This window comes from Dokdonella sp. (genome assembly GCF_019634845.1).
Taxonomy (GTDB): domain Bacteria; phylum Pseudomonadota; class Gammaproteobacteria; order Xanthomonadales; family Rhodanobacteraceae; genus Dokdonella_A.
This window is the reverse complement of the sequence record NZ_JAHCAQ010000002.1, coordinates 150,564-169,768: the sequence shown is the minus strand read 5'-3', so window position 1 is coordinate 169,768 and position 19,205 is coordinate 150,564. Positions and strand designations below refer to the sequence as shown.

Here is a 19,205-nt window from a genome sequence, read left to right as displayed (position 1 = left end):
CCATGCAAGGGTGGCAGATCCAAGGCAGGGCTGGGGCGCGGCGCGGCACAGGCGCGCGCTGTTGGCGCCGGCTGGCGGCGATGGCCGGCGTGGTGGCCGCGAGTCTGGGTGTTGCGGCACCGCCCGTTGCCGCGCCGACGCACGAGGTCTACGTGTGGCAACGGGTGTGGAACGAGCCGCTGCGCGGCGCGCTCGGCGACAGCCGCGATCTCTTCAGCGGCGTGCGCGTGCTCGTGGCGCAGGTGTCTGGTGATGGCCGCTGGCAGGCGACCCAAGCCGATCCGGCGGCGCTCACCGGCGATGCGCGGCGCCGCGTGGCGGTGGTGCGCTTCGATGGCGCCGGTCAGGCGCCCGTGGCCGAGTCGCTGCTTGCCGAACTGCGACCGCTGCTCGCGCGCTGGCAGTCTGGCGCTGCGCCGTTCGCTGCGGTGGAGATCGACTACGACTGCGGCACCGCGCGGCTGGCCGACTACGCGGAGCGCCTGCGCACGCTGCGTGGCGGCTTGCCGGCGGGACTGGCGCTGTCGGTCACCGCGTTGCCGGCGTGGCTCGATGCGGGTGAACTCGATGGCGTGCTCGACGCCGTCGACGAGAGCGTGCTGCAGGTGCATGCGGTGCAGCGCCCAGCGGCGGGCCTGTTCGACGCGGCGAGCGCCGAGCGCTGGGCGCGTGCGTTCGCCCGGCGCACGACGCGGCCGTTCCGCCTCGCGTTGCCCGCCTATGGCACGCGCGTGTACTTCGATGACGCGGGGCAGCCGCGCGCCGTCGAAAGCGAAGCGCGACTCGAGGACCGGCCGGCGCTGCCGGGCGAGGAACTCGCGGCCGAGCCACGCGAGGTGCTCTCCCTGCTCGCACGCCTGCGCGCCGATCCGCCCGCGCACTGGCAGGGCGTGGCCTGGTTCCGCCTGCCGTTGCCCGGCGATCGGCGGGCGTGGACGCTCGCGGCATTGCGCGAGGTCATCGCCGGCACGCTGCCGCGCGCACGCTTCGAGGTACGCCTGACGCCACAGGCCAACGGCGCGCACGATCTCGCGCTCGCCAATGGCGGCACGGTTGCGGCACCGGCGCCCGCGCTGCGCGTCGCCACCGCCTGCAACGCGCACGATGCGGTGGGCGACTGGATCGCGGCGGGCGATGCCACGCGCCTGCGCTTCCTGCCCAAGCCGGGCTTCCGCCTGCCGCCGGGTCGCACGAGCCCGGTCGGCTGGCTGCGCTGCGCGCAGGCGCCGGTCGTTACAATCGAGGACTCGCAAGCAAAGGATGTGCAATGAAGAAGACGCTGCTCGCCGCGCTCGCGCTGGGCATCACGCTGCAGGCCTGGGCCTGCGGCCCCGATTTCCCCGAGAACCTCCTCGACCACCGTGGCGCCACGCTGACCCACCTGCCGGCGCGCGGTTTCGCCGCCGAGGCCGCACGGCTCGTGCCGGCACCGCCGGGCGCGGCCACCGCGGGTTCGGTCGGCATCGGCAGTCATGGCGATGTCGAGGTGCGGGCGGGCGTCGAGCGCGACTGGTTGGGTGACCAGGCCGAACTCGCCCAGCGCGTGCGCGAGGCCGACAGCGGAGCGGCCGCCTGGAATCTTGGTGCTGGGCTGCCCGTCGAGGCGCGGCGCTATCTCGCGGGAGCCGCCGCGTTCGCGCAGGGGGCGCATGACGAGGCGCGGCAGCGCTTCGCAAGTGTGCTCGAACTGCCCGCCGCCGAGCGGCGCCACTACGGGCCGTGGGCGCAGTACATGCTCGGTCGCCTGCTCGCCGACACCGCGCCGGCGGAAGCAGCGGCCGCGTTCGCGCAGGTGCGCGAGCTGGTCGCCGCGGGCGCGGACGATCCGCTCGGCCTCGCCCTCGACAGCCAGGGCGAGCAGGCGCGTCAGTTGCTCGCCACGGGTGACACTGCGGGCGCGGTGCGCCTGTACGCCGAGCAGGCCGCGCGCGGCTCGGAGCTCGGTTGGACCTCGCTGCTGGTGGTCGCGCGGCGCATCGTCGCCAGCGACACCGAACTCGATGCCGCAGCGCATGATGCGCGGTCGCGCAAGCTGGTCGCGGCATACCTGATCACGCGCGGCGACGTGGGCGACTTCGACGATGAGGATGCAGCGACGCTGGAGCGCGTCACACAACGTTTTCTCGCCGCGCTCAGGCATGAGGACGCGGCCGGTTTCGACGACGCCTCACGGCTCGCGGCGCTCGCCTATCGCAGTGGCCGTTACGACGTCGCGGCGCGCCTGGCGGCGAAGGGCGACGACGGATTGTCGGCGTGGGTGCGCGCCAAGCTCGCGCTGCGCGCGGGCGACATCGCGGCGGCGACGCAGGCCTATGCCGTTGCGGCCAAGGCGTTTCCGCCGACCGAGCCCGATGGTGACGGGGAGGGCGACGCCGGTGTGGCGCCGGCGGTGGACTACTGCCGCGTGCGCGGCGAGCAGGGCACGCTCGCGCTGGCGCGCGGCGAGTACCTCGCGGCGATGGACCACCTGTTCCACGCCAACGCGTGGGAGGACGCGGCCTTCGTCGCCGAGCGCGTGCTCACGGTCGAGGAGCTCGAGGATTTCGTGGCGCACAATGCGGCTGCGCCCGGCAGCATCGGTGGTTTTGAAAGCGGTGCCGATCCGGTGCACCAGTTGCGCACCCTGCTCGCGCGGCGCCTGCTGCGGGCCGGGCAGTGGGACGCCGCGCTCGCGCATTTCGATGATCCGCAGTTGCGGGCCAAGGCGCAGGAATACGTCGCCGCGCGCCGTGCCGCCGAGCAGGGCGGGCGCATCGAGCGCGCCGAGGCGTGGTATCGCGCGGCCGAGCTCGCGCGCAACGACGGCATGGAACTGCTCGGCTACGAGGTGACGCCCGACATGGTGACGTGGGGCGGCAGTTTCCCCACCGTCTACGATTTCGGCTATCCGCGTGCCGGCGAGTCTGCGAGCACTGTCGGCGACGCGCCCGCGTTCAAGTTGCCGTTCGCCGCGGGGCCGACCGACGCGGAGCGCGTGCGCGTGACCGCGAGCGCCGCGCAACCCGACCGTCGCTTCCACTACCGCTACGTCGCCGCCGAGTTCGCCGCCCGTGCCGCCGACCTCGTGCCGCAGCGTTCGCAAGCCTACGCGGCACTGCTGTGCAGCGCGACCGGCTACGTGCTCAATGATGCGCCCGAGCTCGCCCGCGACTACTGGCGGCGCTACGTCAAGCACGGGCCGTACGTGCCCTGGGCCGACGATTTCGGCAATCAATGCCTCGCCCCGGATTTCCCCGGCGCGGCCAAGCGCCTGCACTTCGAACGCGTGCGCGCCGCCAAGCGCCTCGCCAGGCGCGCGTTGCCATGGGCGGCGGGCGCGCTGTTGCTCGCGCTCGGTGCTGGCGCGTGGTGGTGGCAGCGCCGTCGCCGCGGCAGCGCAGCGCAGGGTCACGTGGTCGCGGGTTGAGCGCCGTCGCGCACCGCGGCCGCGCGCGGTACTTGGCGCACGCGCGACCGGCTGCCTACCATCCACGTTTTCACCCCATTGGCCACCCCGTTGCGCAAGACCGATTTCCATTACGACCTGCCGCCCGAGCTCATCGCCCAGGTGCCGCTCGCGCAGCGCTCGGCGAGCCGCCTGCTGCTCGCCGATGCGCGCAGCGGCACGCTCGCCGATCGCGGCATCACCGATCTGCCGGCGCTGCTGCAGCCGGGTGACCTGCTGATCTTCAACGACACCCGCGTGCTGCCGGCGCGCCTGTTCGGGCGCAAGGAATCGGGCGGCGCGGTCGAGATCCTCATCGAGCGTGTGACCGGCACGCATGAGGCGCGCGCGCAGCTGGGCGTGAGCAAAAAGCCGAAGTCCGGCGGCCGCATCGTGCTCGCCGACGGCAGCCTCGTCACCGTTCTTGGTCGCGACGGCGAGTTCTTCCTGCTGCGTTTCGACGAACGCGAGCCGCTGGAAAAAACGCTATTGCGCCTGGGCCGCATGCCGCTGCCGCCATACATCGAACGCGACGCGGATCGCGCCGACGACGAGCGCTACCAGACCGTGTTCGCGCGCCAAGCGGGCGCGGTCGCCGCGCCGACGGCGGGCCTGCATTTCGACGCCGCGCTGCTCGCCGCGTTGCGGGCGCGCGGCGTCGATTTCGGCTACGTCACGCTGCACGTCGGCGCCGGCACGTTCCAGCCGATGCGCGCAGAACGCCTCGAAGACCACACGATGCACCGCGAATGGCTCAACGTCGGCGCCGAACTCGTCGAGAAGATCCGCCACACGCGCGCGCGTGGCGGGCGCGTCATCGCGGTCGGCACGACGGTCGTGCGCGCGCTGGAGTCATCGTTGCAAGGCGGCGAAGTCGCACCGTTCGCGGGCGAGACGCAGATCTTCATCTTCCCCGGCTATCGCATCACCAGCGTCGATGCGCTGGTGACGAACTTCCACCTGCCCGAATCGACCCTGCTCATGCTCGTGTCCGCCTTCGCCGGGCGCGAGTTCATGCTGGCGGCATACCGGCACGCGGTCGACGCGCGCTACAGGTTCTTCTCGTATGGCGATGCGATGCTGATCCTGCCGCCCGGCACCGCGGCGGCGGTGTAGCAGCTCGGTGCCGAGCGCGGCGCAGGCTGCGGCGTCGAACCTTGGATGCGATGGGCGCGTGTCGATTTGGCGCGGCTTGGCCGCTTGTCGCGCATCGATCGCCGCAGCGCGTATCATGCGCGGCCTGTTTCCGCGGCGGCCCGTTTCATGCAGTTCGAGCTTCTGACAACCGACGGCGCCGCACGCCGCGGCCGGCTGGCGTTTCCGCGCGGCACGATCGAGACGCCGGCGTTCATGCCGGTCGGCACCTATGGTTCGGTCAAGGCGATGACGCCGCAGTCGCTGCGCGAGATCGGCGCGCAGATCATTCTCGGCAACACCTTCCACTTGTATCTGCGCCCGGGGCTCGAGGTCATCGAACGCTTCGGCGGCCTGCATCGCTTCATCGGCTGGGACCGGCCGATCCTCACCGATTCGGGTGGTTTCCAGGTGTTCTCGCTTGCGCACAAGCGCAAGATCACCGAGGAGGGCGTGACCTTCGCCTCGCCGGTCGATGGCTCGAAGGTGTTCCTCTCGCCCGAAGTGTCGATGCAGATCCAGCGCACGCTCGATTCCGACATCGTCATGATCTTCGACGAGTGCACGCCGTACCCGGCCGACGAGCGTACCGCGCGCGCCTCGATGGAGCTGTCGCTGCGCTGGGCCGAGCGCTCGCGGCTGGCGTTCGATGCGCTGGGCAATCCCAATGCGCTGTTCGGCATCGTGCAGGGCGGCGTGCACGCGGAGCTGCGCCGCCGCTGCGCGCAGGCACTCATCGACATCGGCTTCGACGGCTATGCGATCGGCGGACTGGCCGTGGGCGAGCCCGAGGCCGAGCGCAACGCCACGCTCGAGGCCATCGAACCACTGCTGCCACGCGAGCGGCCGCGCTATCTGATGGGTGTGGGCCGTCCCGAGGACATCGTGGCCGCGGTCTGCCGCGGCGTGGACATGTTCGATTGCGTGATGCCGACGCGCAATGCGCGCAATGCGCACCTGTTCACGCGCCACGGCACCTTGCGCATCCGCAACGCATGTTACGAGCACGACACGCGCCCGCTCGACGAGACCTGCGCCTGCTACACCTGCCGCAACGGCTTCAGCCGTGCCTACCTGCGCCACCTGGACCGATGCGGCGAAATGCTGGGGCCGATGCTGGCGACGATCCACAACCTGCACTACTACCAGGAACTCATGGCCGGCCTGCGCGCCGCGATCGACGAGCGGCGCCTGGCGCAGTTCGTGGATGGGTTCTGGCGGCTGCGCGCAGGGCCGGCCTAGGGTCCGCCGGCGGGCGCCTGCCGGCGCGGCCGCGTGGCAGCGGGTCGGCGGCGGTGGCGGTGGCGGTGGCGGTGGCGGCCGTGAGGCGTCCCTGGACGTGGTGGCGCTGGCGACCGCGTCGCCGCTCCCCGGTATGGCATAATTCGCGATCTTTTTGGTCCCCGCCGGGGCCTGACCCTCGGCGCACAACCGGAGCATCCATGGATTTCTTCATCAACACCGCCCATGCGCAGGCCGCTGGCGACGCCGCCGCGGCACCCAATCCGCTGGTGTCGTTCCTGCCGCTCATCATCCTGTTCGGCATCTTCTACTTCATGTTGATCCGGCCGCAGATGAAGCGCGCCAAGGAGCAGCGCGCCATGATCGCGGCGCTGGCCAAGGGCGACGAGGTGCTGACCAACGGCGGTCTGCTCGGCCGCGTCGAGGAGATCAACGAGCAGTTCGTGGTGCTCGAAGTCGCCAACGGGGTGTCGGTGAAGATGCAGAAGCAGGCCATTTCCGCCGTGCTGCCCAAGGGCACCCTGAAGTCGGCCTGAGCCGGCCGACCTGACAACCATCCGTCGCGGCCGGAGCTGGCCGCGGCAGCGCAACGGATCCCACCATGAACGATTTTCCACGCTGGAAGTCCGTGCTCGTCGTAGTCGTGCTGTTGCTCGGCATTCTCTACGGCGTGCCCAACCTGTACGTGCAGCAGCCGGCCGTGCAAGTCACCGCCAATCGCGGCGCGACCATCGACGAGGCGCTCAAGGAGCGCGTGCAGGGCGTGCTGGAGAAGGACAAGATCACCTTCCAGAGCATCGAGTTCAACAAGGACCACATGCTCGTGCGGCTGCCGCTCGGCGCCAGCGACGACCAGGCCAAGGCCGTCGAGGCGATGAAGACCGAGCTGGCCGACCAGTACGTGGTGGCGCCCAATCTGGCCTCGACGGTGCCGGCGTGGATGCTCGCGATCGGCGCGCGCGAGATGCCCAAGGGCCTCGACCTGCAGGGTGGCGTGCACTTCCTCATGGAAGTGGACGACAAGGACGTGCTCGACAAGCAGGTGCAGCGTTACACCGACGACATCCGCGGCGTGCTGCGCGAGAAGAACATCCGCTACCAGTCGGTCAACCGCGGCGCCAAGGGCGTGGTGGTGCAACTGCGCTCGGCCGAGGATCGCGACGCCGCGCGCACGGCGATCCAGTCCAAGGTGCCCGATGTCGTCGTCAGCGATGGCCCTGGCAGCGGCGATGCGTTCGTGCTCAACGCCAGCGTCAAGCCGGACAAGGTGCGCGAGGCGGCGCTCAACACGATCCGGCAGAACCAGGCCACGCTGTCCAACCGCATCAACGCGCTCGGCGTGGCCGAGCCGCTGATCCAGCAGCAGGGCGAATCGCGCATCGTGGTCGAGCTGCCCGGCGTGCAGGACACGGCCGCCGCCAAGCGCGTGCTCGGCGCGCAGGCCACCCTCGAGTATCACGCGGTCGATCAGGATGCCAACGCGTTCGACGCCATGCGCAGCGGCAACGTGCCGCCCGACGACAAGCTCTACTACATGCGCAACGTCGGCGCCGATGGCCGCAAGGTGCCGGTGCTGCTCAAGAAGAAGATCATCGTGAGCGGTGACGAGATGGTCAACGCCAGCAGCGAGCTCGACCAGCAGTCGGGCACGCCGGCGGTGTCGGTGCAGCTCAATGCCAGCGGCGGCCGCAAGATGCTCGACTTCACCACCCAGAGCGTGGGCAAGCCAATGGCCGTGCTCTACGTCGAGCGCACGCCCGAGGTGAAGGTCGTCGACGGCAAGGAAGTGCGCAGTACCAAGATCACCGAGGAGGTGATCAGCGTGGCGACGATCCGCGGCGTGTTCTCCACCCGGTTCCAGACCACGGGGCTGGAGAGCATGAAGGAAGCCTCCGACCTGGCCCTGCTGCTGCGTTCGGGTTCGTTGGCGGCGCCGATCGACATCGTCGAGGAGCGCGTGATCGGCCCGAGCCTGGGTGCCGACAACATCAAGAAGGGCGTCTACGCCGTTGCGCTCGGCCTGGCGGCCGTGCTCGTGTTCATGGCGTTCTACTACTGGCTGTTCGGTCTCATCGCCGACATCGCGCTGTTCTTCAACCTCGTGCTGCTGCTGGCGATCATGAGCGCGATCGGCGTCACGCTGACCATGCCCGGCATCGCCGGTATCGTGTTGACGCTGGGCATGGCGATCGACGCCAACGTGCTGATCTGCGAGCGTGTGCGCGAGGAATTGCGCCACGGCTCCACGCCATTGGCGGCGATCCGTGCCGGCTATGACAAGGCCTGGGCCACGATTCTCGACGCCAACGTGACCCACCTGCTGGCTGCGCTCGCACTGATGACGCTCGGCTCGGGTGCGATCCGCGGCTTCGGCGTGACGCTGTTCATCGGCATCCTGACCTCGATGTTCACCTCGGTCACGGTGACCCACGCGTTCACGCACTTCATTCACAGTCGCCGGCGCAAGCTCAAGGGCTTGTCGATCGGCAGCGGTTACACCGACCGCACTGCGACGGCCTGAGGACGCACGCCATGGAAATGTTCAATCCCAACAGCAACATCGACTTCCTGGGCATGCGCAAGGTCAGCCTGGTGATCTCGCTCGTGCTGGTCCTGGCCTCGCTCGCGCTGGTCGCGACGCGCGGACTCAACTACGCGCTCGACTTCACCGGTGGCGTGCTCATCGAGGCCCAGTACGAGCAGCCGGTGGCGGTCGACCAGGTGCGTGCGGCACTGACGGCCGCCGGCATCGAGAACGCGCAGGTGCAGAGCCTGGGCGGCACGCGCGACGTGTCGATCCGCCTGCAACCGCAGGCCGACCAGAAGGACGTTGACGCGGTCGGCAAGACGGTGATGGCCGCGCTGCAGAAGTCGCGTGCCGACGCCTCGCTCAAGCGCCATCCCGACTTCGTCGGTTCCTCGGTCGGCGACGAGCTCAAGTCCGACGGCATCGTGGCGGCCGTGTTCGTGATGCTCGGCATCATGATCTACATCGGCATCCGCTTCGAGAAGCGCTTCGCCATCGCCGCCATCGCCAGCGAATTCCACGACGCGATCCTGACCGTGGGCTTCTTCGCCGCGACCCAGCTCGAGTTCGACCTGACCGTGCTCGCCTCGCTGCTGGCCGTCATCGGCTACTCGATCAACGACAAGGTGGTGGTGTTCGACCGCGTGCGCGAGCTGTTCCGCCTGACCCGCAAGGCCGAGACCTACGACATCCTCAACAAGTCGATCAACCAGACCTTGTCGCGCACGATCATGACCTCGTTGACCACGGCGCTGGCGATGTTCGCGCTGTTCTTCTTCGGCGGCCCGTCGGTGCATGGCTTTGCGCTGACGATGCTGGTCGGTATCGTGATCGGTACGCTGTCGTCGATCTTCTTCGCCAACCCGATCCTGCTCTGGCTCAAGGTCTCCAAGACCGACCTGATGCCGGTCACCAAGGAAAATCCCGAGCTCGCGCGGCGCCCGTGAGGGCGTCCGCAGCGGAACCGGCGCGCGCCACGCTCGGCGCGCACGGTCGCGGGCAGTCCCGCACTGCGCGCTGGCGCAGTGCCGGTTGGCGAGGCGCCCGCTGAGGCTGCGCCGCTGCCATTGCAGCGGCCACGTGCGTCGCGCTGCACCACCGGTGCACATGGCCACCGGGCCGCGGCGCGGCGTTGGGCGAAACGATTGTGCGTGCCGGTCGATCCGCGTCGAGCGCGCCCGCCGCAAGTGTGGCTGCGCGCGAGGCCGGCGCGGTGGTGACGACCGCATCGCGCGTCGCGCATCGGGCCTGACGCCTGCATGGCGCCTGCGCTCAGGCGTTGTTTTCGCGTACCGGCCGCTTGGCCAGCTTGCGCTGCAGCGTGCGGCGGTGCAGCCCGAGCCGCCGCGCCGCTTCCGAAATGTTGTTGTCGCATTCGGCCAGCACGCGCTGGATGTGTTCCCATTCCAGCCGGCGCAGGGGTGGCGCGTGCTCGGGCAACGGCAGGTCATCGGCATCGTCGCTGCCCTCGCCGAGCAGCGCCTGCATCACCTGGTCGGCGTCGACCGGCTTGGCGAGGTAGTCGTGCGCGCCGCGCTTGATCGCCTCCACCGCGGTGGCAATCGAGGCATAGCCGGTCAGCAGCAGGATGCGCAGGTTCGGCTGCAGCGCCAGCAGATCGGGGATCAGGGTCAGGCCGTTCTCGGCGCCGAGCTTGAGGTCGAGCACGGCATAGGCGGGTGCACGTTCGCGCGCATGCGCGAGGGCGCTGGCACTGTCGTGGGCGATCGCGACCGCAAACCCGCGCGCGCTGAGTGCGCGCGCCAGCACGGTGGCAAACACCGCGTCGTCGTCGATGAGCAGCAGGGAACCGGGTGTGTTCATGGCGCGCTATTGTCGTTGCCCAGCAGCGGCACGCGCAATCGTTGCACGAGGCCGCCATCCTCGGCGGTGTGCGCCGCCAGGCCGCCGCCGAGGCGCTCGGCGGTGGAGTGTGCCAGCGCCAGGCCCAGCCCCAGGCCGTGTTGCTTGCCGGTGCGGAAACCCGCGCCCAGACGCGGGACCACGCCGCTGCCGTGGTCGCGCACCGCAAACACCGCGTCGCCGCCATCCACGCTGATGCGCAGTTCCACCGCCGCCGAACCGGCTGCCTGCGAGGCGTCACCCGCGTTGCTGAGCAGGTTGACCAGCGCGTGGCCGAGATCGGGCGCGGCCGCGATGACCTGTTCGCCGGCGTTGCCGGTGAAGGCGATGCGCAGCGCGATCTCGGGGCGCAGCAGCCGGATCTGATCGCCGCATGCCTCGACGAAGGCGGCGAGCGTGAGCTGTTCGGGCAGGTCGTTCAGGCCACGATTGCCGACCGCGACGAGCTTGCGCAGGATGTCGCGGCAGCGTTCGGCCTGACCCACGAGCAAGGCGAGGTCGCCGGCCAGCGCGGTGTCGTTGCCGCGTTCGCGTTGCAGCTCGCCGAGCAGCGTGCGGATCGTCGACAGCGGCGTGTTGAGCTCGTGCGCGGTGCCGGCCGCCTGGGTCGCGATGGCGAGGATGCCCTCGTTGCGCAGCGTGCTTTCGCGCTGGCGGCGCACCTCGGCCTCGCGCGCGCGCAGCGCGTTGGCCAGGCGCGCGCTGAAGAAGGCCAGCACGCCGGCAATGACGACGAAGTTGACCGCGATCGCGATCTCGCGCAGGTCGGCCTCGGCGATGCGCGCCACGTGCAGCGGCGGCAGCGGTTGGTGCCAAGGCACGAGCAGGGCGAAGCAGATCGACGCGAGCACGGCCACGGCCGCCACGTAGCGCATCGACAGCGCCGCTGCCGCCAGCGCCATCGGGATCACGAGCAGGGTCACGAACGGGTTTTCGACGCCGCCGGTCCAGTACAGCAGATAGGTCAGCACGAGGATGTCGACGCTGACGTGGGCAAAACCCTCGGCCAGGCTCACCGGGCGCGGCAGCGTGAGCCGCCAGAACGCGAACACCGCGAACGTGACCAGAGCGCCGACGCCGAGCATGAGTGGCACCACCGGCACCGGCAACCGCAACAGGCGCGTCACCACCACGATCGTCGCGGTCTGCCCGGCGATCGCGCACAGGCGCAGCCAGGCCAGCGTTTCGACGAGGCCGCGGGCGCGTTGGAAGAAGGCGATCTGGGTGGCGTGGGTGGCAGGCATCTGTGCATTGTAGGCTGCCGGCGGTGCGGCGTTGGCGGCACGCCGCAGCGCGGGGGCGCGGCTGGTTCTGCGACCGGGCGTTGCCGGTTGCCGCGCCGGCCCGCGGCGTGCGTTGGCGCGCCGTTGCGCGGCACCGATCGTGTTGCGTGCGGCGACGCTCTGGCCGCGTGGCCGGGGCTGTCGGTCGACGCCGGGCGTGGCGCGGCTCAGCTGCGTGCCGGCTCGCGGCGACCGGCTGTGCGCGGCGCCAGCGGCAGATCGATCGTGACCTCGAGGCCGCCGCCGTCGGCGTTGCGGGCGCTGATGTGGCCGCCGTGGCGCATGATGGCGCGGTAGGCGATGGCCAGGCCCAGACCGGTGCCGCCGCTGCTGCGCGTGCGTGCGCTGTCGGTGCGGTAGAACGGCTCGAAGATGCGCCCCAGTTCGCCCTCGGCGACGCCGGGGCCGTGGTCGCGCACGATGACGCGGGCATTGCCGCCGGCCTGCAGAAGGCGCACCGCCACCGTGCTGCCGTCGCGCGTGTAGGCCAGCGCGTTGCGGATGACGTTCTCGAGCGCCGAATACAGCGCGCGGTGCGAGCCGCTCAGTTGCAGGTGGGTGCGTTCGCTCAACGCGACCTTGCGGCCGCGTGGCGCGCCTTCGTAGTCGGCGTTGGTGATGACATCGTCGAGCAGGGCATCGAGTTCGACGCGGTCGTCCATCGGGAAATCGGCGGTTTCCAGCCGCGACAGCTCCAGCGCCTGTGCCAACATCGATTCGAGGCGGGCCGATTCGCATTCGATGCGGTCGAGGGCAGCCGAGACATGCGCGGGATCACCGTCGCGCGCCAGTTCGAGCGCGACGCGCTGGCGCGCCAGCGGCGAACGCAGTTCGTGCGACACGTCGCGCACGAGCCGGCGTTGGCTCTCGACCAAGGTCTCGATGCGGTCGGCCATCGCGTCGAACTCGGCCGCGACCGCCACCACTTCGGCGCTGCGGCCAAAGCGGATACGGCCCACGCGCGCATCGAGATCGCCCTGGGCGAAGCGGCGCGTGCTGGTGCGCACGCGCTGCAGCGGTGCGGCGACATACCAGGCGATCAGCAGGCTGATCGCGGCACTGATCGCCATGGCGATGAGCATGTTCTGCCAGAACCAGTCGGGCCGGCGCGAGATCAGGCGGGTGAGGAAACTGCCTTCCAGGGCGGCAACGGCGGCGAAGGTGCCGGCCTCGCGCGTGCGCAGCAGGCGCGCGCGCAGCCGCTCGGAGCCGACGACGACGTTGTCGGCGCGCGCGCCGTCACCAAGCTGCGCCAGCACGGCGTTGGCTGCCTCGCGCACGACCGGCGACACGCTGCGGCCGAGCAGTTCGTTGCCAGCCGGGTCGAACACGTAGACCCGGGCCGGGCCGAAGCCGGTGGCCGCCTGCAGCCAGCGGCGGGTCGGCTCGACGCCTTCGCGGCGCAGCTCGTGCGTGGTGCGCGTGAGCAGGTCGTCCATCGACGCCTGCAGGCGCGTGATGTCGAGACCGGGGATCTTCTCACGCTCGAACTTGCTGGTGGCCAGCCACGCGAAGGCGACCATCAGCATGACGGTGGCGAACCAGATTGCGGCGAAGATGCGCCAGAACAGCCGCTGCATCATGACGCGGCGCGCGGTGCGACGGGCCGGCGCGCGGCGCTCATGCCGGCGCCCCGAGCTGGCGCAGCAGATAGCCGCTGCGATGGATCGTGGTGATCGGCGAATCGCCGTCGGCCGCGTCACCGAGCTTGCGGCGCAGGTTGGAGATGTGCACGTCGATCGAGCGGTCGAACGGGCCGAGCGGCCGGCCCAGCACGCTCTGCGAGATGCGCTCCTTGCTCACCACGCGGCCGGTTTCGCGCAGCAGCAGTGCGAGCAGGTCGAACTCGGTGGCGGTCAGCGTGACCGGTTCGCCGTTGACGCTGACGCTGCGCGAGGCCGCGCGCAGCACGATCGGACCGTTGTGCAGATCGGTCAGTGTTTCGCCGCCGTCGCCATGCGCGCGGCGCAGCACCGCGCGCAGGCGCGCCGCCAGTTCGCGCGGATTGCACGGTTTTGGAATGTAGTCGTCGGCACCGAGCTCGAGGCCGAGGATGCGATCGATGTCCTCGCCGAGCGCGGTCAGCATCAGGACCGGCAGCGGCGATTCGCGGCGCAGCTCGCGCAGCGCATCGAGACCCGAGCGGCCCGGCATCATCACATCGAGCACGAGCGCGTCGAAGGCGCCGTTGCGCACGGCGGCGAGGGCGTCGTCGGCGTTGTGGGCGAGCGCGACCTCGAAGCCGTCGCGGGTGAGAAAGTCACGCAGCAGCTGGGCGAGTTCCACGTCATCGTCGACGAGCAGGATGCGCTGGCTGACCATGCGCCAAGGATAGCGGGCGGGGCGCCGCTGCAGCTTGGCGCCGCCGCGGGTTTGCACGCCTTTACGCCGCCGCCGCACCGGTGGCGGGCACGGTTGGCGTGGCCATGCCGGCGGGGCGACCACCCGCGTCAGGGCGGCAAGGTGCAATCGAACGGCAACAGGTGGTGCAGCCATGGCGCGCTGCCCACCAGCCACGGTCCGGCCAGCGTGAGCAGGGCGCTCAGCACGAGCGCACCGGCGGCGATGCGGCGGTTGCCGGGGCGCGCGCCCAGGCGTGCGATGCGCTGCGCGCCGAATGCGGCGGCGAGCATTGCCGGCGCGGTACCGAGCCCGAACATCGCCATCGTCGCGCCGCTGCGCAGCGCATCGAGCTGCAGCGTCGCGATCAGCAGCACGGTGTAGACGAAGCCGCACGGCATCCAGCCCCAGACCATGCCGAACGCGAACGCGCGCGGGATGCTCGCCACCGGCAACAGCCGGCGACCGAGCGGCGCCAGATGGGGCCAGATGCGCGGGCCGATGCCGTAGCCGGGATCGCGCAGGCGGCCGCTGGCCACCAGCGCGCCCAGCAGCAGTGCCAGTGCCGAGACCACGCGCAGGGTGCGGCGCACGGCCTCGATGTCGAGCAGTGCGATCGCGCCGCCGAGCACGCCACCGAGCAGCATGCCGGCGAGCGTGTACGAGCTGATGCGGCCGAGCTGGTAGAACACGAGCAGGCCGCGGCGCGGGCGCCCATCGGGGCCCTTGGCGGTGGCGATGCCGAGCGCCGCCGAGATGCCGCCGCACATGACCAGGCAATGTCCGCTGGCCGCCAGCCCCAGCAGTAGCGCGGCGAGCAGGGTTGGCGCTTGGCTCATGCGCGCGGCGCTGGCGCGTCCGGCGCGGTATCGGGCGCGGCGTCGAGCGCCGGCGCCGCGTCCGCGGCGGCGAGTGGCGGCGCCGGATCGTCGAGCAGTGGCAGCAGCTTGGGCGTGTCGAGATCGTCGAACTGGTCGTGGTCGACCGCCCAGAAAAAGGCGACGCCGGCGCCGAGCGCGAACAGGATCGACAGCGGAATCATCACCAGCAGTATGTTCATGCCAATGCCTCGCGCGGCGCCGCTTCGGCCAGGATCGGTTGGCGGCGGCCGATGCGGGTGGCATTGAGCACCACCACGAGCGAGCTCACCGACATGCCCACGGCGGCGAGCCATGGTGGCACATGGCCGAGCGCGCCGAATGGAATCGCCAACAGATTGTAGACCAGTGCCCAGCGCTGGTTCTGGCGCAGCACGCGCATGGTGTCGCGGCTGATCGCCACGGCCTCGGCCAGCGCCGGCAGGCGTGCGCGCGACAGGATGACATCGCTGCTGGCCTGGGCGAGATCGCTGCCGCTGCCGAGTGCGACGGCGACATCGGCGCCGGCGAGGATCGGTGCATCGTTGATGCCGTCGCCGACCGCGATCACGCGCGCGCCGCCTGCGCGCAGCTCGTGCAGGCGGGCGAGCTTGTCGGCCGGTGTCTGCCGCGCGCGCCACTGCGCGACGCCCGCGCGCTGTGCCAGCGCAGCCACGCGCGCCGGCGCATCGCCGCTGACGATTTCGCTGTGGACGCCGGCGGCGTCGAGGGCGGCAATCGTCTCGCGGGCACCCGCGCGCAGGCGCTCGCCGATGTGGAAGGCGGCGATGAGGCCGCCTGCGTCGGCAAGCACGACCGCATCATCGAGCGTGGCCGCGGGCGCGGCGTCATCGGTAGCGGCGCCGAGCGCGAAGCTGGGCTGCCCGAGCCGCAGCTCGCGGCCGTCGACCACGCCGCGCAGGCCCTGGCCGGTGACTTCGTCGATTGCGCTCGCCGTGCGCGCGGGTAGCGCGGCGGCGGCGGTGGCGAGCGTTGTGGCCAGCGGATGGCGGCTGCGCTGCGCGAGTGCGCCGGCCAAGGCCAGCGCCTCTTCGCGCGTCACGCCGCGGGCGCAATCGATGCGCTCGATTCCGCTGCGCGGCTCGCTCAGCGTGCCGGTCTTGTCGAACACGACGTGGCTGGCGCCAGCGAGTGTTTCCACCGCGTCGGCATGTACGACGAGCACGCCGCGCTGCGCCAGCAGCGCCAGCGCGCGAGTGAGCGCGGCGGGTACCGCCAGCGCGAACGCACATGGACACGACACCACGAGCACGGCCAAGGTGGCCGCGAAGGCGCGCGAGGGATCGAACACGCTCCAGCCGATCGCGGTGGCCGTCGCCAGCACCAGTACGCGCGCCACGAAGCGTGCAGCGGCGGTCTCGCCGGCCCGCGCCAGGCGTGGGCGTTCGGCCTGCGCGCGCGTGACGAGGGCGACGATCGCGGCGAGCGCGGTGTCGGCGCCGACATGCTCGACGCGCAGTTCGAGCGGGCCTTCGGCCACCACGCTGCCGGCCACCAGTGCGTCACCGCGGCGGCGCAGTTGCGGCAGCGATTCGCCCGACAGCAAGGCCTCGTCGACGCGGCACTGCTCGCTCAGCAGCACGCCATCGGCCGGTACGGCGGCGCCCTGGGCCACCGCCACGCGATCGCCGGGCTGCAGTTCGATGGCGCCGACGCGCTCGCGGCTGCCGTCGGCGCGGATGCGCTCGGCGAAGGCGGGCGTGAGTCGCGCCAGCGCATCGGTGAGGTCGCCGGCGCGATGGCGCGCCTTGAGTTCGAGCTGGCGGCCCAGCAACAGGAAGAACACGAACATGCTGACCGAGTCGAAGTAGACCTCGCTGCCGCCGCGCAACGCCTCGATCACGCTCGCGCCATAGATGAGTGCGATCGCGAGCGCCACTGGCACGTCCATGCCGAGGCGGCGCGCACGCAGGCTGCGCAGGGCACCGGCGAAGAACGGCTGCGCCGCGTAGAACACCACGGGCGTGGCGACCAGCAGGCCGAACCAGCGAAACAGATCGCGCGTGGAGGTGTCCATCGCCGCGAATGCGCCGAAGTACAGCGCGCTGGCGTACATCATCGCCTGCATGGCGCCAAAGCCGGCCACCACGACGCGCTTGAGCGCGGCGCGTGACTCGCGCTTGCGCGCGTCCTCGAGCGCGGCGGCATCCAGCGGCAGCGCGCGGTAGCCGGCGCGGGCGAACGCGGTCACCAGGGCGGCGAGGTCGCAGCGCGTCGGATCCCACACCAGGCGGGCGCGCCGGGCGACCGCGTTGACCTGCACCGAAACCACCCCGGGCAGGGCGCCCACGGCGCGCTCGATGAGCCAGACGCAGGCGCTGCAGCGCATGCCATCGACGAGGAAGATCGCCTCGCAGTGGTGGGCGTCGAGTTCGCGCACGACGTGGCGCGCGAGCTGCGGCCGGCTCCAGCTGTGGGTGTCGGGCGGCGTCGGCGCGGGACGATCGGCCGGCACGCTGCGCAGGCGGTAGTAGTCGGCCAGACCGAGCTGCTCGATCCATTCGGCCGCGGCGCGGCAACCCGCGCAGCAGACCGGGCGCGGCTGGCCGGCGACGCTGGCGTGCAGCACCGCGCCCTCGGGCAGCGGCTCGCCGCAATGCCAGCAGGGCGCAGTCATGGCCGCGGCGGTGCCGACCGCGTGACCGGCACCTTGAAGATCACGCCATCGGTGGCGACCGGTTCATCGGCATGGCGCAGGCCGAGCACGATGAGCCACACGCACCCGGCCAGCGACGCGGCCAACACTGCAACGCCGAGCCATGCCACCGGCTGGCGGTACCACGCCACGCGTTGCGGCTCAGTGTGTGGCGTCGGCGTGCGACTGCGCATAGACCCACGCCGCGACGAGGCGAACGTCGGTGTCGGACAGGCGCGAGCGCCAGGCCGGCATGACGCCATGGCGGCCGTCACGGATCGTCTGCTCGATCGTGGCCAGATCGCCGCCGTAGAGCCAGATCGTGTCGGTCAGGTTGGGCGCGCCGAGCGCCGGGTTGCCGCTGCCGGTCGGACCATGGCAGGCCGCGCACACCGCGAATTGCGGCGCGCCGAGCTTGGCCTTGGCCGGCGAGTGGTCGGCGCCCGACAGGCTCAGCACGTAGTTGGCGACGTTCTCGATCGCGGCCTTGTCGAGGCTGCCACCGAACGGCGGCATCGTGCCGCCGCGGCCGTCCTCGATGCTCGCGAGAATCGTCGCGCCGTCGCCGCCATAGAGCCAGTCGCCATCGACGAGGTTGGGCGCACCGAGCAACGCGTTGCCGTGGCCCTCACGACCATGGCACGCGGCGCAGTTGTCGATGAACAGGCGCTGGCCGATGCGGGTGGCCTCGGCGTTGCGCGCGATCGACTCCACCGGCGCACCGGCGAGGCTTGCGAGCAGGGAATCGAGCTTGGCCGCGTTGGCGGCGGTGTCGTCGGCAAGCTGCTGGTGCGAAGTCCAGCCCAGCACGCCCTTGGAGGCGCCAAAGCCCGGATACAGGTACAGGTACACGAAGCCGACCGCGAACATCGCGCCCGAGAACAGCAACCACCACAGCGGCAGCTTGTGCATGCCCTCGCGCAGCACGCCGTGCGCCCACACGTGACCGGTGGTGCCGTCGGGCAGCACCGGGATCTTCACGCGCGGCCCCCACAGGAACAGGAACAGCGTGATGCCGAGGTTGAGCACGATGAGGAACATGATCCAGGCGGACCAGAAGGGCGTCATGGCTGGTTCTCCTCATCTTCCATCGGCAGGCGCGCCAGCGCTGCGTACTTGTCATGGTGGCGGCGGTTCCACACCCACACCCAGATGCCGATGAAGGCGAGCATCGAGGCCAGCGTCAGCACGCCGATCAGCTGTCCCCACAATGGATGGATGCTCATGGCGTGCCCTCCTGCCTGTTGGCGGAGACGCCACCGGCCTCGTTGGCGATACCCAGACCCTGCAGGTAGGCGACCAGGGCTTCCATCTCGGTGTGACCGCTGACGGCGGCCGCGGCGCCTTCGATGTCGGCATCACTGTACGGGTCGCCGAGCAGGCGCAAGGTGCGCATGCGCGCCTGGATGTCGGGGCCGTCGACCAGCGCCTGGCTGAGCCAAGGGTAGGCCGGCATGTTCGACTCCGGCACCACGCTGCGCGGATCGAGCAGGTGCTTGCGCTGCCAGTCGTCGCTGTACTTGCCACCCACACGCGCCAGGTCGGGGCCGGTGCGCTTGGAACCCCACTGGTGCGGGCGGTCGAAGACCGACTCCTCGGCGGTGGAGAACGCGCCGTAGCGCTGGGTCTCGGCGCGCAGCGCGCGGATCATCTGCGTGTGGCACAGATAACAGCCTTCACGCACGTAGATGTCCTTGCCCGCCAGCCGCAGCGGGTCGTAGGGCTTCAAGCCCAGCGTCGGCTTGACTGCATGTGCGGCCATGAAGATCGGCGTGATCTCGGCCAGGCCGCCCAGCGACACCATGATCGCGGTGAACACGCCCAGCAGCAGCGCGCGCTTCTCGATTGCTTCGAAATACTTGTATCCACCAGCCATGTT

18 protein-coding genes are annotated in these 19,205 nt (G+C 70.8%); 7 read left to right on the top strand and 11 right to left on the bottom strand.

The annotated features are described in order from the left end of the window. Positions 1-2: 2 nt before the first annotated feature. From KF903_RS02225 to secF, 7 genes are all read left to right on the top strand, one after another. On the top strand, positions 3-1,271 hold the full coding sequence (locus tag KF903_RS02225; protein WP_291210450.1) for a DUF3142 domain-containing protein: 1,269 nt from the start codon (positions 3-5) through the stop codon (positions 1,269-1,271). Next, entirely contained in the window at positions 1,268-3,406 is a 2,139-nt protein-coding gene (locus KF903_RS02220) for a hypothetical protein (RefSeq protein ID WP_291210448.1), read from the top strand. Before KF903_RS02225 ends, KF903_RS02220 begins: the two co-directional genes overlap by 4 nt. Positions 3,407-3,496: 90 nt before the next feature. After that, positions 3,497-4,540: a tRNA preQ1(34) S-adenosylmethionine ribosyltransferase-isomerase QueA gene (queA, locus tag KF903_RS02215; protein WP_291210445.1), complete on the top strand. Its 1,044-nt coding sequence runs from the start codon at positions 3,497-3,499 to the stop codon at positions 4,538-4,540. Between the two features lie 147 nt (positions 4,541-4,687). After that, positions 4,688-5,800, top strand: coding sequence for a tRNA guanosine(34) transglycosylase Tgt (gene tgt, locus KF903_RS02210; protein ID WP_291210442.1), 1,113 nt, complete (start codon positions 4,688-4,690; stop codon positions 5,798-5,800). 200 nt (positions 5,801-6,000) lie between these two features. After that, a complete protein-coding gene (yajC, locus tag KF903_RS02205) occupies positions 6,001-6,336 on the top strand; it encodes a preprotein translocase subunit YajC (protein ID WP_291210440.1) in 336 nt (111 codons plus the stop codon). 65 nt (positions 6,337-6,401) lie between these two features. Then, positions 6,402-8,321: a protein translocase subunit SecD gene (gene secD, locus KF903_RS02200; protein WP_291210437.1), complete on the top strand. Its 1,920-nt coding sequence runs from the start codon at positions 6,402-6,404 to the stop codon at positions 8,319-8,321. Positions 8,322-8,332: 11 nt separating this feature from the next. Then, positions 8,333-9,274, top strand: a complete 942-nt coding sequence (gene secF / locus KF903_RS02195) for a protein translocase subunit SecF (RefSeq protein WP_291210434.1) — start codon at positions 8,333-8,335, stop codon at positions 9,272-9,274. Between the two features lie 325 nt (positions 9,275-9,599). On the opposite strand, the gene KF903_RS02190 is transcribed toward secF, so the two are convergent. The 11 genes from KF903_RS02190 to ccoO all read right to left on the bottom strand — a co-directional run bounded on the left by KF903_RS02190 (position 9,600) and on the right by ccoO (position 19,202). Beyond that, the gene (locus KF903_RS02190; RefSeq protein ID WP_291210431.1) at positions 9,600-10,151 is read right to left on the bottom strand and encodes a response regulator transcription factor; all 552 of its coding nucleotides are present in this window, start codon (positions 10,149-10,151) and stop codon (positions 9,600-9,602) included. Continuing rightward, a complete protein-coding gene (locus KF903_RS02185) occupies positions 10,148-11,434 on the bottom strand; it encodes an ATP-binding protein (protein WP_291210428.1) in 1,287 nt (428 codons plus the stop codon). The genes KF903_RS02190 and KF903_RS02185 overlap by 4 nt, the downstream gene beginning before the upstream one ends. 206 nt (positions 11,435-11,640) lie before the next feature. Then, on the bottom strand, positions 11,641-13,056 hold the full coding sequence (locus KF903_RS02180) for an ATP-binding protein (RefSeq protein WP_291210425.1): 1,416 nt from the start codon (positions 13,054-13,056) through the stop codon (positions 11,641-11,643). A 37-nt stretch (positions 13,057-13,093) separates the two neighbouring features. Next, the gene (locus KF903_RS02175) at positions 13,094-13,795 is read right to left on the bottom strand and encodes a response regulator transcription factor (protein WP_291210422.1); all 702 of its coding nucleotides are present in this window, start codon (positions 13,793-13,795) and stop codon (positions 13,094-13,096) included. A 128-nt stretch (positions 13,796-13,923) separates the two neighbouring features. Continuing rightward, positions 13,924-14,652 (bottom strand): sulfite exporter TauE/SafE family protein, encoded by a 729-nt coding sequence (locus KF903_RS02170; RefSeq protein ID WP_291210419.1) that lies wholly within the window; start codon positions 14,650-14,652, stop codon positions 13,924-13,926. Further along, the gene (gene ccoS, locus KF903_RS02165; RefSeq protein ID WP_291210416.1) at positions 14,649-14,873 is read right to left on the bottom strand and encodes a cbb3-type cytochrome oxidase assembly protein CcoS; all 225 of its coding nucleotides are present in this window, start codon (positions 14,871-14,873) and stop codon (positions 14,649-14,651) included. Before ccoS ends, KF903_RS02170 begins: the two co-directional genes overlap by 4 nt. Beyond that, the gene (locus KF903_RS02160) at positions 14,870-17,308 is read right to left on the bottom strand and encodes a heavy metal translocating P-type ATPase (protein WP_291210414.1); all 2,439 of its coding nucleotides are present in this window, start codon (positions 17,306-17,308) and stop codon (positions 14,870-14,872) included. The genes ccoS and KF903_RS02160 overlap by 4 nt, the downstream gene beginning before the upstream one ends. Further along, complete coding sequence (locus KF903_RS02155; protein WP_291210412.1) at positions 17,305-17,478, bottom strand: hypothetical protein; 174 nt, start codon at positions 17,476-17,478, stop codon at positions 17,305-17,307. Before KF903_RS02155 ends, KF903_RS02160 begins: the two co-directional genes overlap by 4 nt. 10 nt (positions 17,479-17,488) lie before the next feature. Next, positions 17,489-18,394 carry a cytochrome-c oxidase, cbb3-type subunit III gene (gene ccoP, locus KF903_RS02150; RefSeq protein ID WP_291210410.1) on the bottom strand — a complete coding sequence of 302 codons (906 nt, stop codon included), beginning with the start codon at positions 18,392-18,394 and terminating at the stop codon, positions 17,489-17,491. After that, on the bottom strand, positions 18,391-18,552 hold the full coding sequence (locus KF903_RS02145) for a CcoQ/FixQ family Cbb3-type cytochrome c oxidase assembly chaperone (protein ID WP_291210407.1): 162 nt from the start codon (positions 18,550-18,552) through the stop codon (positions 18,391-18,393). The genes ccoP and KF903_RS02145 overlap by 4 nt, the downstream gene beginning before the upstream one ends. Further along, positions 18,549-19,202: a cytochrome-c oxidase, cbb3-type subunit II gene (ccoO, locus tag KF903_RS02140; protein WP_291210403.1), complete on the bottom strand. Its 654-nt coding sequence runs from the start codon at positions 19,200-19,202 to the stop codon at positions 18,549-18,551. Before ccoO ends, KF903_RS02145 begins: the two co-directional genes overlap by 4 nt. Positions 19,203-19,205: the final 3 nt, after the last annotated feature.